Source organism: Aeromicrobium tamlense (genome assembly GCF_013408555.1).
Classification (GTDB): domain Bacteria; phylum Actinomycetota; class Actinomycetes; order Propionibacteriales; family Nocardioidaceae; genus Aeromicrobium; species Aeromicrobium tamlense.
This window is the reverse complement of record NZ_JACBZN010000001.1, coordinates 1,804,612-1,819,250: the sequence shown is the minus strand read 5'-3', so window position 1 is coordinate 1,819,250 and position 14,639 is coordinate 1,804,612. Positions and strand designations below refer to the sequence as shown.

Below are 14,639 nucleotides of genomic sequence, written 5' to 3'. Positions count from 1 at the left end.
CTGGCCGGGAGGACAGGAGTCAGCCATGGCACACGGCGACATCACGCACATCGACATCCCCGCGTCCGACCACGAGCGCGCGAAGGAGTTCTACGGCGCCCTCTTCGGCTGGAAGTTCCAGGAGTACCCGGGCTACGAGGGCTACCCCATGTGGCAGGCCCCCAACGAGATCAGCGGCGGGGGACTGGCGCCCCGCTCCGACGGCTTCACCCAGCCCCGCTCGTACGTCGAGGTCGACTCGATCGACGAGGTGCTGGCCACGGCGCGCGAGCACGGCGCCCGCGTGGTGATGGAGCGCCAGCCGATCTCCGAGACGAGCTGGTGGGCCATCTTCGAGGACCCCGACGGGAACGTCATCGGTCTCTACGAGGGCACCACCGACACCTCCGGCGGCTGACGGGTCAGAGCAGGATCGCGAGCTGACGCGACTGGGCCACGAGCCGGCCCTGGTCGTCCCACAGCTCGCCGTCCTCCTCGTGGAACCCGTCGGCGAGGTGACGGGTGCTGAACCGCGACGCCACCCAGGATCCGGGCTCGGGCAGCCGGTGGAAGTGCACCGTGAGCTGCACGGTCATCGACACGAGCGGGCCGAGCTCCATGACGGGCGGCGGACAGGCGTCGACCAGCAGGCCGAGGGCGGGCCAGTCGATCTCGGTGCCGCCGTCGAGGCGCTGCCAGACGTCGGTGGTGGGGTCGCCCGACGGCTGGCCGACCGACCAGCCCGGCGCCTGCGCCATCCGGTACTCGACGCGCCCGAACAGGCCGTCGCGCGGCATGCCGACCTCGCGCGGGTCGGGCAGCGTGCCGGGGTCGGGCAGCTCGGGAGCGGCGCCCAGCTCCTGCGTGGGACCGTGGTGGTCGCGCGCGAAGCTCGCGGTCATCCGTGCCAGCGGTCGCCCGTCGCAGGCCAGGTCGACGTCGACCGTCTGCACGCGGCGGCCCAGCTTCACCGGGGTGACCGTGAGGTCGGCGATCGTGCCGGCCTCGGGGGAGGCGAAGTAGGTGATGGCCGCCACCACGGGGCGGCCGACGTCGGCGTGGTCCATCGCCGTGCGCAGCATCGACGCCAGCACCCACCCGCCGTTGGGCTTGCCGAGCGGCGTGTTCCAGCGATCGGTGACCTCCAGGGTCAGCCGTCCGGAGCCGTCGGGGGTCGCGATGGTGTCGTGCGGGTAGAAGTCGGTCACGGCCTCATCCTGCACGAGGGCACCGGCGCCGTGACGGTAACCTCGGAGCATGACGTCTCCGCTGGCGACCGAGGCCGCGCCGTTCGGCCGGCTCCTCACTGCGATGGCCACCCCGTTCACCCCGGACGGTGGCCTCGACCTCGACGCCGCCGCGGCGCTCGCGACGCACCTGGTCGAGATCGGCAACGACGGCATCGTCGTCTCCGGCACCACCGGCGAGTCGCCCACCACGACGGGTGAGGAGGACGGCCGCCTGCTGGCCACCGTGCTCGAGGCGGTCGGCGACCGCGCCACCATCGTGGCCGGCGTCGGCACGAACGACACCCGCCACACCGTCGAGCTGGCCGAGCAGGCCGTCCGCATCGGCGCCCACGGCCTGCTGGTCGTGTCGCCGTACTACAGCAAGCCGCCGCAGGCGGGGCTGCTCGCGAACATCGACGCGGTCGCGGCCGCGGCCGGTGACACGCCGATCATGCTCTACGACATCCCCGGCCGCACCGGCGTCGAAATCTCCGAGGAGACGTACGTCGAGCTCGAGTCGCGACGCACGGTCCTGGCCGTGAAGGACGCCACCGGCGACCTCGCGCGCGCGGCGCGCCTGCGCGCGACCTCGCGCCTCGCCCTCTACTCGGGCGACGACGCGGTCAACCTGCCGTGGTTCTCCATCGGCGCCGCCGGCGTCGTCAGCGTCATCGCCCACGTGGCGGGCGCTCGCATCAAGGCGATGATCGAGGCCGTCGACGCCGGCGACCTCGTCCGGGCGCGCCAGCTCGACGACGAGCTGCTGCCGATCGTCGACGCGATCATGGGGCAGACCCAGGGCGCCATCGCCACCAAGGTCGCCCTGACCGAGATGGGGATCATCCCCCACGCAGGCGTGCGACTGCCGCTCACGCCCGCGACGGACGCCCAGGTCCAGGTCATCCGCACGGCACTGAAGGACGCAGGCCTCCTGGCGTGAGCCGGAGCAGCGTGCGCAACCGAAGGAATCCCATGACATCACCGAAGAACGCCGCTCTCCGCCCGGAGGTCGCGTCGTGACCCACATGCACACCGAGCTGCCCACCCCGCCGCCGCTCGCCCCGGGCGCCATGCGCGTCGTCCCCCTCGGAGGACTGGGCGAGATCGGCCGCAACATGACGGTCTTCGAGTTCGACGGCAAGTTGCTCATCGTCGACTGCGGCGTGCTGTTCCCCGAGGAGCACCACCCGGGCGTCGACCTGATCCTCCCGGACTTCACGCCGATCCGTGACCGCCTCGACGACATCGTCGGCCTCGTCCTGACCCACGGTCACGAGGACCACATCGGCGGCGTCCCGTACCTGCTGCGCGAGCGCGGGAACATTCCGGTCATCGGCTCGAAGCTGACGCTGGCCCTGCTGGCGCCCAAGCTCAAGGAGCACCGCCTCAAGGACGTGCCCACCCACGTCGTGTCCGAGGGCGACGTCGAGCAGTTCGGCCCGTTCGCGTGTGAGTTCGTCGCGGTGAACCACTCGATCCCCGACGCCCTCGCGGTGGCGATCAAGACCGCCGCCGGCGTCGCGCTGCACACCGGCGACTTCAAGATGGACCAGCTGCCGCTCGACGGCCGCATCACCGACCTGCGCGCGTTCGCGCGCCTCGGCGAGGCCGGCGTCGACCTGTTCCTCACCGACTCCACCAACTCGGAGGTGCCGGGCTTCACGACCGCCGAGAAGCAGATCACTCCGGCGATCGACGCCGTGTTCGCGCGCAGCAAGAAGCGCATCATCGTGGCCTCGTTCGCCTCGCACATCCACCGTGTCCAGCAGGTGCTCGACGCTGCCGTGAAGCACGACCGCAAGGTCGCCTACGTGGGCCGTTCGATGGTGCGCAACATGCAGATCGCGCGCGAGCTGGGCTATCTGAGCGTTCCGGACGGGGTCGTGGTCGACAAGATCGACGCGGCTCCGCCCGAGAAGATGGTGCTCATGTCGACCGGCTCGCAGGGAGAGCCGATGGCCGCCCTGTCACGCATCGCGAACCGCACGCACGACAAGGTGCACCTCGAGCCGGGCGACACCGTCCTGCTCGCCTCGTCGCTGATCCCGGGCAACGAGAACGCGATCTACCGCGTCATCGACGGACTGACCAAGCTCGGCGCGAACGTCGTGCACAAGGGCAACGCCCTCGTGCACGTCTCTGGCCACGCGTCCGCGGGCGAGCTGCTCTACTGCTACAACATCGTGCAGCCCTCGAACGTCATGCCGGTGCACGGCGAGATCCGGCACCTGCACGCCAACGCCGCGTTGGCGACGCAGACCGGCGTGCCGAACACGATCATCGCCGAGGACGGCTACGCGGTGGACCTCATCGACGGCCATGCCGAGATCGCCGGTGCCTACGACGTCGGCTACGTCTACGTCGACGGTTCCTCGATCGGCGACCTGACCGACTCCGAGCTCAAGGACCGCCGCACGCTCGCCGCCGAGGGCTTCATCTCGGTCATCGCGGTCGTGGACTCCGTCACGGGCAAGATCGTCAGCGGCCCCGAGATCCATGCCCGCGGTCTGGCCGAGGACGACTCGGTCTTCGACCAGATCCAGCCCAAGGTCGTGGCGGCGCTCGAGGAGTCGATCGCCGACGGCGCCCGCGACGCGGCGGCCCTGCAGCAGGTCATGCGACGGGTCATCGGCTCGTTCGCGGGTCGTCGACTGCGCCGGCGCCCGATGATCATCCCGATCGTCCTCGAGGCCTGAGGGACGGGCGAGACACCCGTTACCGAACCTCGCCCGCACCGTAACCGCGAGGAAACAGTCGCTCACGACTCTTGAGGCGTGAGGACTCGGATCATCGTGTGCAGCCACGGCACGACGTCGCACATCGGCCGGTCGGCCATCGCGTCGCTCGTCAACGCGGTCCGACGCCAGGCGCCGTCGTGCGAAGTCGTCGACGCGTTCGTCGACGTCCAGCAGCCGTCGCTGGCCGACGTCGTCGCCGAGACGTCGGGTCCGCGGATCATCGTGCCGCTGCTGCTCAACCACGACTGCGAGACGTCCCGCCTGATGAACGAGGTGGCCGCGACGGACCCGCTGGTCCGGGTGGCGCCGGCGATGGGTCCGGACTGGGTCCTGGCCGAGATCGGCGTTCGCCGGCTCATCGAGGCGGGCGCGAAGCCGTCGGACACGATCGTCATGGTGGCGCCGCACGCCGACGGCTCGCCGGCGCTCACCGACGTCTCGAAGGCGGCCCGCCTGCTGAGCGCTGTGTGGGGTGGGCCCGTGCACGTCGGCGTGGTGAACGGTGTCGGCACGCCGGTCGAGGACGCGCTCGACGTCGCCCGCGCCCACAACCGGCGGGTCGTCGTCTCGATGTACGCGCTGGCGTCGGGGGAGGGGGCCTCGGCGATCGGGCGGCTCGGCGCCGACGTCGTCACCGCACCCCTGCTGGGCGCCGGCGCCCCGGACCCGCGGCTCGTCTCGCTCGCGCTGGAGCGGGCCGACGTCCTGGAGACGCCCGGCGAGGTCGGGTCCGCGATCCGCTGACCCCGTCCCCGCTCGCGGCGTGGGTCCGTGAGAACTCTCAGGTTCTGGTTTAGCCTTGGGATCATGGCGACCCGAACGTCTTCCCCGCCGCGCAAGCGGCCGTCCGGCAGCCAGGCCCGCAAGAAGAAGCCCGCGGCGCGCAAGCCTCCTGCGCGCAAGCCGGCACCCCGCACGGGTCCTGGTCCCCTCAGTGCTGCCCTCCAGGGCGTCATGCGCGCCTCCACGGCCTTCTGGCTGGGGCTGGCGGGCGTGGTCGGCGCGATCGCGCGCAGCATCGGACACGGTGCCCGCGAGCTCGACGCCGAGCAGCGCCGCGACGGCGTCGGCCTGGCGCTGGTCTCGCTCGCGCTCGTCACCGCCGCATCGGTCTGGTGGGATATCCCCGGAGGCGTGGGCGCCACCGTCCGCCGCATCACGACGGGATCGGTGGGCGTGCTCGCGTGGGCGGTCCCGATCCTGCTGGCCGTCGTCGCCTGGCGCACGCTGCGCCACCCCGACCGCAACGGTCCGGCCGGCCGTCAGGCGATCGGCTGGGGAGCCATCGTGGGTGGCGTGCTGGGGCTCGTGCACCTCGCGCACGGCACTCCGCGCCCCAGCGACCCCGACATGTCCGAGGCCGGGGGAGCGGTGGGCTTCCTGTTCTCCGCGATCCTCGTCGACCTGCTCAAGACGGGCTGGGTGGTCGCGCCGATCCTCGTGCTCGTCGTGATCTTCGGCGTCCTCGTCGTCACCGCCACCCCCCTGTACGCCGTGCCCGAGCGCGTCTCGTCGCTGGTGAACCGCGCCCTCGGTCGCGACAAGGCGGTCGAGCCCGAGCCCACCCCCGAGCCGGTCAAGAAGCGTCACCCGCGCACGGTCCCGGTCGTCGACGACGAGCCGTTCGAGAACCCGCTCGTCGACGGGCCCGACGAGGACCGTCAGGTGCCCGTCAGCCCGCCGCCGGTGCCCGTGCTCAGCGAGCCGGAGCCCCAGCCCGACCCGCGTCCCCTCGAGCCGCTGCCCGTCCGCGCGGAGCAGCTGGCCCTGTCGGGTGACATCGTCTACACGCTGCCGGAGCCGAACGCCCTCAAGGAGGGCACGCCGCCGAAGGCCCGCTCGGCCGCCTCCGACGAGGTCGTCGGCCGCCTCACCGAGGTGCTCGAGCAGTTCCAGATCGACGCCACCGTCACCGGCTACACCCGCGGCCCGACGGTCACCCGCTACGAGGTCGAGCTCGGCCCCGCGGTCAAGGTCGAGAAGGTCACTGCGCTGAGCAAGAACATCGCGTACGCCGTCGCCTCCAACGAGGTCCGCATCCTGTCGCCCATCCCGGGCAAGAGTGCGATCGGCGTCGAGATCCCCAACGTCGACAAGGAGATGGTCTCCCTCGGCGACGTGCTGCGCTCGAACAAGGCGCGCAGCGACCACCACCCGATGGTCATCGGCCTGGGCAAGGACGTCGAGGGCGGCTACGTCGTGGCCAACCTCGCGAAGATGCCCCACCTGCTGGTCGCCGGCGCCACCGGATCGGGCAAGTCGAGCTTCGTGAACTCGATGATCTCCTCGATCCTCATGCGCTCGACGCCCGACGAGGTCCGCATGATCCTCGTCGACCCGAAGCGCGTGGAGCTCAACGCCTACGAGGGCATCCCGCACCTCATCACGCCGATCATCACGAACCCGAAGAAGGCCGCCGAGGCCCTCCAGTGGGTCGTGCGCGAGATGGACCTGCGCTACGACGACCTCGCGAACTTCGGCTACCGGCACATCGACGACTTCAACAAGGCCGTCGCGTCGGGCAAGCTGCAGGCGCCTCCGGGCAGCGAGCGCGTCCTGACGCCGTACCCGTACCTGCTGGTGGTCGTGGACGAGCTCGCCGACCTCATGATGGTCGCCCCGCGCGACGTCGAGGACTCGATCGTCCGCATCACGCAGCTCGCCCGTGCCGCCGGCATCCACCTCGTGCTCGCCACCCAGCGACCCAGCGTCGACGTCGTCACCGGCCTCATCAAGGCCAACGTGCCGAGCCGTCTGGCCTTCGCCACCAGCTCGCTCGCCGACAGCCGTGTCATCCTCGACCAGCCCGGCGCCGAGAAGCTCGTGGGCCAGGGCGACGGCCTGTTCCTGCCGATGGGCGCGAACAAGACGATGCGCATGCAGGGGGCCTGGATCACCGAGGCCGAGATCGAGACGATCGTGACGCACTGCAAGGAGCAGCTGAAGCCCTCCTACCGCGAGGACGTCACGGCTCCGCAGCAGGCCAAGCGCGAGCTGGACGACGACATCGGCGACGACATGGACCTCGTCCTGCAGGCCGTCGAGCTGGTCGTCAACACGCAGTTCGGCTCGACCTCGATGCTGCAGCGCAAGCTGCGCGTCGGCTTCGCGAAGGCCGGACGACTCATGGACATCCTGGAGAGTCGTGGCGTCGTCGGGCCGAGTGAGGGCTCCAAGGCGCGTGACGTGCTCGTCAAGCCCGACGACCTCGCCGACGTGTTGGCGAGCATCCAGGTCGGCTGAGCCACTAGGCTCGACGGACCAACGCGTTCACCCTCGGGGGTGAACGGTGACGCGAAAGGGAACGCTGCATGACCTACAACGCACCTCCGCCGCCTCCGTCCTCGGGGCCCTACGGTGGAGCGACGCCGCCGCCGAACAACCTCGTGTGGGCGATCCTCACGACGCTGTTCTGCTGCCTGCCGCTCGGCGTGGTCTCGATCGTCTACGCGGCGCAGGTCAACGGCAAGTTCGCCGCCGGTGACCTCGCCGGGGCCCAGGAGTCGTCGCGCAAGGCGAAGCAGTGGGCCATCTGGTCCGTCATCGCCTTCTTCGTGGCCCTCGTCGTCTACCTGATCGTCATCTTCGTCGTGGTCGCCAACGGCGACACCACCTCGACGTCGAGCCTCTGATCTCGATCGACAGCCACCAGCGCCCCGCGCCCGCCGGATCCGTCCGGCGGCGCGGGGCGATGGCGTTCGTCGGCGTCACGGTCGCCGGGCTCGCCGCCACGGCTGTGCTCGCGTCCGTCTCGCCCGAGGAGCCCGGGCACTACCCGACCTGCCCGTTCCTGGCCGTGTCGGGCCTCTACTGTCCCGGCTGCGGCAGCCTGCGCGCCGTCCACGCCCTCACCCGCGGCGACCTGGCGACGGCGTGGGACCGCAACCCGCTGGCCGTCCTGCTGCTCCCCGCGGTGCTGATCGCCTGGGGCGCGTGGGGTCTGCGGCTCCTGGGCCGGCAGGCCTGGCACCCCAGCCGCATCCCGGCCGCGTGGATCTGGGCGCTGCTCGGCGTCGTGCTGGCCTACTGGGTGGCCCGCAACGTGCCCGGATGGACCTGGCTCTCACCTGCCTGAGCCATACTGAACCCCATGGACTCGTCTCGCCCGGCCGACAAGCCGAGCAACCTGAACGTCCCGAACGTCCTCACCGTGATCCGCATCCTCGGTGTCCCGGTGTTCGGCTGGCTGCTGCTCCACGACGGAGGGGAGTCCATCGGCTACCGCATCGCCGCGTGGGCCACGTTCGCGGTGCTGATGGCCACGGACAAGATCGACGGTGACATCGCCCGCAAGCACGACCTGATCACCGACTTCGGCAAGATGGCCGACCCGATCGCCGACAAGGCGCTCACGGGCATGGCCTTCATCGGACTGGCGATCATCTTCACCGACCAGCCGTGGGGCCCGGTGTTCTGGGCCGCCGTCATTCTCATGCTCATGCGCGAGTGGGGGATCACCGTGATGCGCATGGTCATGGTGCGTCGTGGCTTCGTCATGCCGGCCGGACGCGGCGGCAAGCTCAAGACCGTCCTGCAGTCCTTCGCGATCGCCGGCTACTGCCTGCCGTTCGAGCTGTGGGACGGCGTCGTGCCGGCCGTGCTGCTCGCCGTCACCCACGTCCTGATGGCCGCGGCACTCGTCGTGGCCCTGGTCACCGGCGTGCAGTACGTGATCGACGCGCGCCGCCTGGCCGCCCAGCCCGCGGGCGACACCTCGCGGTGAGTCCGCTGGCCGACGCCGCGGCCGTCGTGGCCGACCTGCGCGCGGCCGGCCAGACCGTGGCCACTGCCGAGTCGCTCACCGGCGGCCTCGTGTGCGCCGCGCTCGTCGACGTCCCCGGTGCCTCCGCGGTCGTCCGCGGCTCCGTCGTGGCCTACCAGCCCGACGTGAAGGTCGAGGTCCTCGGCGTCGACGCGGCGCTCGTGGCCGAGCACGGCACGGTGAACGCCGCGGTCGCCGAGCAGCTGGCGCGAGGCGCGCGTGTGCGCCTCGGCGCCACGTGGGGGCTGGGCACCACGGGCGTGGCCGGCCCAGGGCCGGCCGAGGGGCAGCCGGCGGGCACGGTGCACGTCGCGGTGGCGGGCCCGGACGGGGTCACCTCGCGCCTGCTGCGGATCGACGGCGACCGCGACGCGGTGAGACGTTCGGCGGTCCGCGCCGTCCTGGCGGACCTGCACTATAGGCTGGGGAAGAACGACGGCTCGACGAGCGTTGAGCTCAACAGGGAAGGGTGATGGCGATGACCGCGATGCGTGAACTCATCGGTGACGTGCTGCGCGCGCGTCGTCTCGCCGAGGGCCTGACCCTGCGCGACGTCTCCGAGCGGGCCCGGATCAGCCTCGGCTACATCTCCGAGGTCGAGCGCGGGCAGAAGGAGGCCAGCTCCGAGCTGCTCGCCGCGCTCGCCCAGGCGCTCGAGGTTCCGCTCAGCAAGGTCCTGCTCGACGTCAGCTCGCTGCTCGAGCTGGAGGAGGCGGCCGACCTGGCCACCGTGTCGTCGATCGCCCGCGACGAGGCCCAGGCCTCCGCCGCGTGAGGCACAGCGAGTTCTGGCAGCGCATGGAGGCGGCCCTCGGGCCGGCCTACGCCGCCTCGTGGGCACGCCAACAGGCGATCGCCTCGCTCGACGGGCGCACCCCGGTCGAGGCGCTGGACGCGGGCGTCGACCCGCAGCGCATCTGGCGTGCGGTGCACGCCGCGCTCGACCTGCCGGCACGCGACCGTTGAGCTAGCGTCGAGGAATGAGCGAACTTCCCGACCTGACCGGCAAGCATGTCGCGATCATCGCGACCGACCACTTCGAGGAGTCCGAGCTCACGACCCCGCGCGACGAGCTGGAGGCAGCGGGGGCGGACGTGAGGATCTTCGCCCCGCACGAGGGCACTCTCCAGGCGATGGAGGGCGACGTCGACAAGACCATCTCGGTCCGCGTCGACGGCACGCTCGACGGCTTCCACCAGCAGTGGCCCGACGTGATCGTGCTCCCCGGGGGCACGGTGAACGCCGACCACATCCGCCAGGACGAGCAGGCGCGGGGGATCGTCTCGGCCGCACTCGAGTCCGGCCTACCGGTCGCTGCGATCTGTCACGCGCCGTGGCTGCTCGTCTCGGCCGACCTCGTGAAGGGCCGGCGGCTCACCAGCTACCCGAGCCTCGAGGTGGACATCCGCAACGCCGGTGGCGAGTGGGTGGACGAGACCGTGGTGGTCGACGGCAACCTCATCACGAGCCGCAATCCCGACGATCTTCCGGCCTTCGTCAGCGCGATCGGCGAGGCCCTGACCGCCTGAGACCTTGTGCGAACGCCCCTTCCCGCGTGTGCCATCGCGAGGGGAGGGGCGTTCGGCGTGTCGCGCTTCCGTCGAACAGGTGTTCGGTCTAGGCTCGTCCACAGGCCGACGGTGAGGTCGGGCAGCATCCACAGGCGAGTCGACGAGGCTCACGAATGTCAGTGGGTCCGCCTACCGTCGAAGATGGCCCGCCACCCGACCGCCACGGTCGACGACACGAAGGACGCAGCATGCCTCCCAAGAGCAGCACCCCCTCGAACAAGGACATCGCCAAGGAGCGAGCCAACAAGGACAAGGCGATCGAGAACGCCCTGGCGCAGATCGACCGGTCGTACGGCAAGGGTGCGGTCATGCGCCTGGGCGATCAGGCACGGGCTCCCATCGAGGTCATCCCCACCGGTGCCGTCTCGCTGGACGTCGCGCTCGGCATCGGCGGACTGCCGCGTGGCCGCGTCGTCGAGATCTACGGCCCCGAGTCCTCGGGCAAGACGACGGTCGCGCTGCACGCGGTGGCCAACGCGCAGAAGGCCGGCGGCGTGGCCGCCTTCATCGACGCCGAGCACGCGCTCGACCCCGAGTACGCCCGCAAGCTGGGCGTCGACACCGACGCCCTGCTGGTGTCCCAGCCCGACTCCGGTGAGCAGGCGCTCGAGATCGCCGACATGCTGATCCGCTCCGGCGCGCTCGACATCATCGTCATCGACTCGGTCGCCGCCCTCGTGCCGCGCGCCGAGATCGACGGCGAGATGGGCGACAGCCACGTCGGCCTGCAGGCCCGCCTCATGAGCCAGGCGCTGCGCAAGATGACCGGCGCGATCAACGGCTCGGGCACGACGGCGATCTTCATCAACCAGCTCCGCGAGAAGATCGGCGTGATGTTCGGCAGCCCCGAGACCACCACGGGCGGCAAGGCGCTGAAGTTCTACGCCTCGGTCCGCCTCGACGTGCGCCGCATCGAGACGCTCAAGGATGGCACCGACATGGTCGGCAACCGCACCCGCGTCAAGGTCGTGAAGAACAAGGTCGCGCCGCCGTTCAAGCAGGCCGAGTTCGACATCATGTACGGCCAGGGCATCAGCCGCGAGGGCAGCCTGATCGACCTCGGCGTCGACGCGGGCTTCGTCCGCAAGGCCGGCGCCTGGTACACGTACGAGGGCGACCAGCTGGGCCAGGGCAAGGAGAACGCCCGCAACTTCCTGCGCGACAACCCCGACCTCGCCGACGAGATCGACAAGCGCATCAAGGAGCACCTGGGCATCGGGCCGCAGGTCGACCAGCCGGCCGATCCTGCCGTCGTCGTCGACGACCTCGCGGGCGACCTCTCGGCCGCCGACTTCTGATGATCGACCCCACGGATCCGGACGCGGATCCTCGGGCCGTCGTCGTCGCGGGCCGGACGATCGCGATGGATCGTCTGGCCGCGCGCGACCGCAGCCGCGGTGAGCTTCTCGACGCGCTCGCGCGTCGCAAGTTCCCCGAGGACGTCGCACACGTGGTCGTCGACCAGCTCGAGTCCGAGGGACTGGTCGACGACGAGCGGTTCGCCCGCTTGTGGGTCGAGCAGCGTGGTCGCGCGAAGGGTCTGGCGCGGTCGGTGCTGCGGATGGAGCTGCAGCGCAAGGGCGTCGCGCCCGAGGTCATCGACGTGGTCCTGGCCGACGTCGATCCCGACCTCGAGCGTCAGGCGGCCCACCGTCTCGTGCAGCGCAAGCTGCGTTCGGTAGGCGGCCTCGACCAGTCCGTGCAGGTTCGGAGGCTCACGGCGATGCTCGCCCGCAAGGGCTACGCGCCGCAGGTCGCCTTCGACGTGGTCCGTGCCGAGCTCGACGCCGAGCACGTGGCGATCGAGTCGACCTGACGTCGGTCGCCCTACGCTGTCCGCGTGTTCACGTTCCGCCCCCTGGTCGACGCCGACCTGGGGGCGGTCGTGTCCTGGCGGCGCGAGCCGCACGTGCTGGCGTGGTTCCCCGACCGTCTCGAGGACATCGACCACGCACGTCGTCGCTACGGTCGGCGCCTCTCCGGTGACGACCCGGTGCGGATGTGGATCGCCGAGCTCGGGGGAGTCCCGGTCGGCTACCTGCAGAGCTTCGTCGTGGCCTCCGACGACGACCTCACGGTGCGCTGCCAGGACCCCGAGGCCGTCGCGTTCGACTACCTCATCGGCGACCCCGACCTGGTCGACAAGGGTCTCGGCACCGAGATGATCGAGCGGTTCTGCCGCGACGTGCTGGTGCCGGAGTACCCGGACGCCCCGCGGTTCCTCGCGGCGCCGGACGCCCGTAACCACCGGTCGATTCGCGTGCTCAGCAAGTGCGGCTTCGTCACGGGTCTGTGGATCCAGCCCGAGGGTGCTCCGTGGGCCGACGTGGTCTGCACCGCCCAGCGCGCGACATTCGATCCTACTGTCGAGTAACATCACCGTCATGCCCTCGACCTATGCGATGTACCGCAAGCTCTCGGCCCTGCCCAAGGGCCGTGCCGTCTTCGGTCAGCTCTTCTCCCGCGCGGCGCCCTACTTCGCGAGCGCGCACCTGCGCATCGTCGACATGCGTCCCCATCACGGCGAGGTCGTCGTGCCGCTGCGTCGCTCCACGAAGAACCACATCGGGACGGTGCACGCGATCGCGGCCTGCAACGGGCTCGAGGCGGCCATGGGGCTCCTGGCCGAAGCCACGTGCCCGCCGGACCACCGCTGGCTGCCGAAGGGCATGGACGTGAAGTACCTTGCGAAGTCGGACTCCGACGTGGTCTGCACGGCCGACAGCGACGCCACGGACTGGGCGGGCGGACCGGAGGTCCCGATCACCGTCCGCGCCACGCGCGCCGACGGCACCGTGACCGTCGAGGGCACGATCCACCTGTGGGTGACGCCCAAGAAGTAGGGCGTCAGGCCAGGCTCGGTGCCGTGTGGGTGAGGCGACCGGCGCGCATCGTGGCCTCGACGCCCACGGCGCGCAGATGGGACGCGACCGCGGCCGAGTCGCCGACGGGCGTCAGCGGGTCGCGATCCAGCAGCACGACATCAGCCGGGCTCCCGACCGCGAGGGTGTCGCGGCCGTCCACGCTGGCGGCGAGCGCCTCGGCGGCGCTCAGGGCCTCGCCGGGGTTCCACGGCGCCCGCTCGTCGGCGGAGCGGTGGACGGCAGCCGCCATGGCCCACCACGGGTCCAGTGGCGACACCGGGGCGTCCGAGCCGAAGGCGACGGTGACACCGGCGTCGAGGAGTCCACGCAGCCGGAAGCAGCGGTCGGCGCGGTCGGCCCAGAGCCGGGCGGTCACGTCGCGGTCGTCGAGCAGGTGGCCGGGCTGGACGCTCGCCGTGACGCCCAGGCGTGCCATCTCGGCGATGTCGAGTCCGGTCAGCAGCTGCGCGTGCTCGATGCTGCCGACGGCGCCGGTGGCCGCGAACGCGGCGAGCGCCTCGTGGGCGGCCGCGTCGCCGATCGCGTGCACGGCCGCTCGGAAGCCGGAGCCGTGCGCTCGGGTCAGCAGCTCGATCAGCGCGGCACGGTCGTGGTTCTGCACGCCGCGGTCGGAGCCGCCGCCGTAGGGGTCGTGGCAGAACGCCGTCAGGGTGTTCAGCGAGCCGTCGGAGATGATCTTGAGCGGACCCACCGTGACCGGGCCATCGGGCGTGACGGGGGAGCCCGTGCGGAGCCCGGCGGCGATGACGTCGTCGAGGTACTCGGGGTACACGGCCGAGCGCACCCACAGCGCGTCCAGCCCTTGCGCGATGCGCTCGCACCAGATGGCGAGGGGTTCGGCCCACTCGAAGTCGACGATGCCGACGACGCCGCGCGAGGCGGCCTGGGCGATCGCGTCCGCCACCGCGCGGCCGCCGTCCTGAGCCGCGTTGCGCTCGACGACCTCGGCCATCAGGGCGAACCACGGCGCCTCGGTCAGCGGCCCGTCGCTCGGAGGAGCGCCGAGCGCCGAGAGGGCCGCGGAGTTCAGCCACCCGGTGTGGGCGTCGCCGCTGGTGAGGACGACGGGACGGTCGCCTGTCACGGCGTCGAGCTCGGCGACGGTGGGCTCACGCTCCCAGCCCGCGAGCCGGAAGCCGAACCCGAACAGCCAGTCGCCGTCGGGGACGGACGGCAGGTGCGCGCGGACGATCTCGACCGCCGCCGTGGGGTCGGTCGCGTCCGAGACGTCGAGCCGCGTGCGGGTCTGCGCCCACTGGGTCAGGTGCACGTGCTGGTCCCACAGCCCGGGGATCGCCCAGCGGCCCTCGGCGTCGATCACGCGATCGCCCGGCTCGGGCCCTAGGTCCGGGCCCACGGCCACGATCGTTCCGTCGGCGACGCGGAGGCAGACCGGATCGCTCGGGGCCGCCGAGTGGACCGGCACGAGGCGCACGTCGCGCCAGAACACAGGTGTCACGGCGACATTGTGACCC

At 71.3% G+C, this 14,639-nt stretch carries 18 protein-coding genes; 16 read left to right on the top strand and 2 right to left on the bottom strand.

From position 1 onward, the window contains the following. Nucleotides 1-25: 25 nt before the first annotated feature. A complete protein-coding gene (locus tag BJ975_RS08970) occupies nucleotides 26-397 on the top strand; it encodes a VOC family protein (RefSeq protein WP_179425047.1) in 372 nt (123 codons plus the stop codon). 4 nt (nucleotides 398-401) lie between these two features. Here BJ975_RS08970 and BJ975_RS08965 read toward each other — a convergent pair whose 3' ends face one another. After that, nucleotides 402-1,187: a thioesterase family protein gene (locus BJ975_RS08965; protein ID WP_179425046.1), complete on the bottom strand. Its 786-nt coding sequence runs from the start codon at nucleotides 1,185-1,187 to the stop codon at nucleotides 402-404. A gap of 49 nt (nucleotides 1,188-1,236) precedes the next feature. On the opposite strand from BJ975_RS08965, the gene dapA reads away from it, so the two are divergent. From dapA to BJ975_RS08890, 15 genes are all read left to right on the top strand, one after another. Next, nucleotides 1,237-2,148, top strand: a complete 912-nt coding sequence (gene dapA / locus BJ975_RS08960; RefSeq protein WP_179425045.1) for a 4-hydroxy-tetrahydrodipicolinate synthase — start codon at nucleotides 1,237-1,239, stop codon at nucleotides 2,146-2,148. A 76-nt stretch (nucleotides 2,149-2,224) separates the two neighbouring features. Continuing rightward, entirely contained in the window at nucleotides 2,225-3,904 is a 1,680-nt protein-coding gene (locus BJ975_RS08955; RefSeq protein ID WP_269306515.1) for a ribonuclease J, read from the top strand. Nucleotides 3,905-3,982: 78 nt separating this feature from the next. Further along, nucleotides 3,983-4,690 (top strand): sirohydrochlorin chelatase, encoded by a 708-nt coding sequence (locus BJ975_RS08950; RefSeq protein WP_179425044.1) that lies wholly within the window; start codon nucleotides 3,983-3,985, stop codon nucleotides 4,688-4,690. Nucleotides 4,691-4,753: 63 nt separating this feature from the next. After that, the gene (locus BJ975_RS08945; protein WP_179425043.1) at nucleotides 4,754-7,189 is read left to right on the top strand and encodes an FtsK/SpoIIIE family DNA translocase; all 2,436 of its coding nucleotides are present in this window, start codon (nucleotides 4,754-4,756) and stop codon (nucleotides 7,187-7,189) included. 68 nt (nucleotides 7,190-7,257) lie between these two features. Then, on the top strand, nucleotides 7,258-7,578 hold the full coding sequence (locus tag BJ975_RS08940; RefSeq protein WP_179425035.1) for a CD225/dispanin family protein: 321 nt from the start codon (nucleotides 7,258-7,260) through the stop codon (nucleotides 7,576-7,578). Nucleotides 7,579-7,637: 59 nt separating this feature from the next. Further along, nucleotides 7,638-8,021, top strand: coding sequence for a DUF2752 domain-containing protein (locus BJ975_RS08935; protein ID WP_179425033.1), 384 nt, complete (start codon nucleotides 7,638-7,640; stop codon nucleotides 8,019-8,021). A 15-nt stretch (nucleotides 8,022-8,036) separates the two neighbouring features. Further along, complete coding sequence (locus BJ975_RS08930) at nucleotides 8,037-8,669, top strand: CDP-alcohol phosphatidyltransferase family protein (RefSeq protein ID WP_179425031.1); 633 nt, start codon at nucleotides 8,037-8,039, stop codon at nucleotides 8,667-8,669. Further along, nucleotides 8,666-9,181, top strand: a complete 516-nt coding sequence (locus BJ975_RS08925) for a CinA family protein (RefSeq protein WP_179425029.1) — start codon at nucleotides 8,666-8,668, stop codon at nucleotides 9,179-9,181. Before BJ975_RS08930 ends, BJ975_RS08925 begins: the two co-directional genes overlap by 4 nt. A gap of 5 nt (nucleotides 9,182-9,186) precedes the next feature. Then, nucleotides 9,187-9,483: a helix-turn-helix domain-containing protein gene (locus tag BJ975_RS08920; protein WP_179425027.1), complete on the top strand. Its 297-nt coding sequence runs from the start codon at nucleotides 9,187-9,189 to the stop codon at nucleotides 9,481-9,483. Further along, nucleotides 9,480-9,674 (top strand): DUF3046 domain-containing protein, encoded by a 195-nt coding sequence (locus tag BJ975_RS08915; protein ID WP_179425025.1) that lies wholly within the window; start codon nucleotides 9,480-9,482, stop codon nucleotides 9,672-9,674. The genes BJ975_RS08920 and BJ975_RS08915 overlap by 4 nt, the downstream gene beginning before the upstream one ends. Nucleotides 9,675-9,688: 14 nt before the next feature. After that, complete coding sequence (locus tag BJ975_RS08910; RefSeq protein ID WP_179425024.1) at nucleotides 9,689-10,237, top strand: type 1 glutamine amidotransferase domain-containing protein; 549 nt, start codon at nucleotides 9,689-9,691, stop codon at nucleotides 10,235-10,237. 230 nt (nucleotides 10,238-10,467) lie between these two features. Then, entirely contained in the window at nucleotides 10,468-11,577 is a 1,110-nt protein-coding gene (recA, locus tag BJ975_RS08905; protein WP_179425022.1) for a recombinase RecA, read from the top strand. Further along, entirely contained in the window at nucleotides 11,577-12,095 is a 519-nt protein-coding gene (locus BJ975_RS08900; protein ID WP_179425020.1) for a regulatory protein RecX, read from the top strand. The genes recA and BJ975_RS08900 overlap by 1 nt, the downstream gene beginning before the upstream one ends. A gap of 24 nt (nucleotides 12,096-12,119) precedes the next feature. Then, the gene (locus BJ975_RS08895; protein WP_179425018.1) at nucleotides 12,120-12,653 is read left to right on the top strand and encodes a GNAT family N-acetyltransferase; all 534 of its coding nucleotides are present in this window, start codon (nucleotides 12,120-12,122) and stop codon (nucleotides 12,651-12,653) included. 10 nt (nucleotides 12,654-12,663) lie between these two features. After that, nucleotides 12,664-13,122, top strand: a complete 459-nt coding sequence (locus BJ975_RS08890) for a hotdog fold domain-containing protein (protein WP_179425016.1) — start codon at nucleotides 12,664-12,666, stop codon at nucleotides 13,120-13,122. Between the two features lie 4 nt (nucleotides 13,123-13,126). Here BJ975_RS08890 and BJ975_RS08885 read toward each other — a convergent pair whose 3' ends face one another. Then, on the bottom strand, nucleotides 13,127-14,623 hold the full coding sequence (locus BJ975_RS08885) for an amidohydrolase (protein WP_179425013.1): 1,497 nt from the start codon (nucleotides 14,621-14,623) through the stop codon (nucleotides 13,127-13,129). Nucleotides 14,624-14,639 lie beyond the last annotated feature (16 nt).

Excerpts from the sequence above, each read along its gene's own strand:
- BJ975_RS08900 (WP_179425020.1), top strand. The coding sequence starts at position 11,577 with ATGATCGACCCCACGGATCCGGACGCGGATCCTCGGGCCGTCGTCGTC.
- BJ975_RS08970 (WP_179425047.1), top strand. The coding sequence starts at position 26 with ATGGCACACGGCGACATCACGCACATCGACATCCCCGCGTCCGACCAC.
- BJ975_RS08920 (WP_179425027.1), top strand. The coding sequence starts at position 9,187 with ATGACCGCGATGCGTGAACTCATCGGTGACGTGCTGCGCGCGCGTCGT.
- BJ975_RS08945 (WP_179425043.1), top strand. The coding sequence starts at position 4,754 with ATGGCGACCCGAACGTCTTCCCCGCCGCGCAAGCGGCCGTCCGGCAGC.
- recA (WP_179425022.1), top strand. The coding sequence starts at position 10,468 with ATGCCTCCCAAGAGCAGCACCCCCTCGAACAAGGACATCGCCAAGGAG.
- BJ975_RS08940 (WP_179425035.1), top strand. The coding sequence starts at position 7,258 with ATGACCTACAACGCACCTCCGCCGCCTCCGTCCTCGGGGCCCTACGGT.
- BJ975_RS08910 (WP_179425024.1), top strand. The coding sequence starts at position 9,689 with ATGAGCGAACTTCCCGACCTGACCGGCAAGCATGTCGCGATCATCGCG.
- BJ975_RS08935 (WP_179425033.1), top strand. The coding sequence starts at position 7,638 with ATGGCGTTCGTCGGCGTCACGGTCGCCGGGCTCGCCGCCACGGCTGTG.
- BJ975_RS08890 (WP_179425016.1), top strand. The coding sequence starts at position 12,664 with ATGCCCTCGACCTATGCGATGTACCGCAAGCTCTCGGCCCTGCCCAAG.
- BJ975_RS08930 (WP_179425031.1), top strand. The coding sequence starts at position 8,037 with ATGGACTCGTCTCGCCCGGCCGACAAGCCGAGCAACCTGAACGTCCCG.
- dapA (WP_179425045.1), top strand. The coding sequence starts at position 1,237 with ATGACGTCTCCGCTGGCGACCGAGGCCGCGCCGTTCGGCCGGCTCCTC.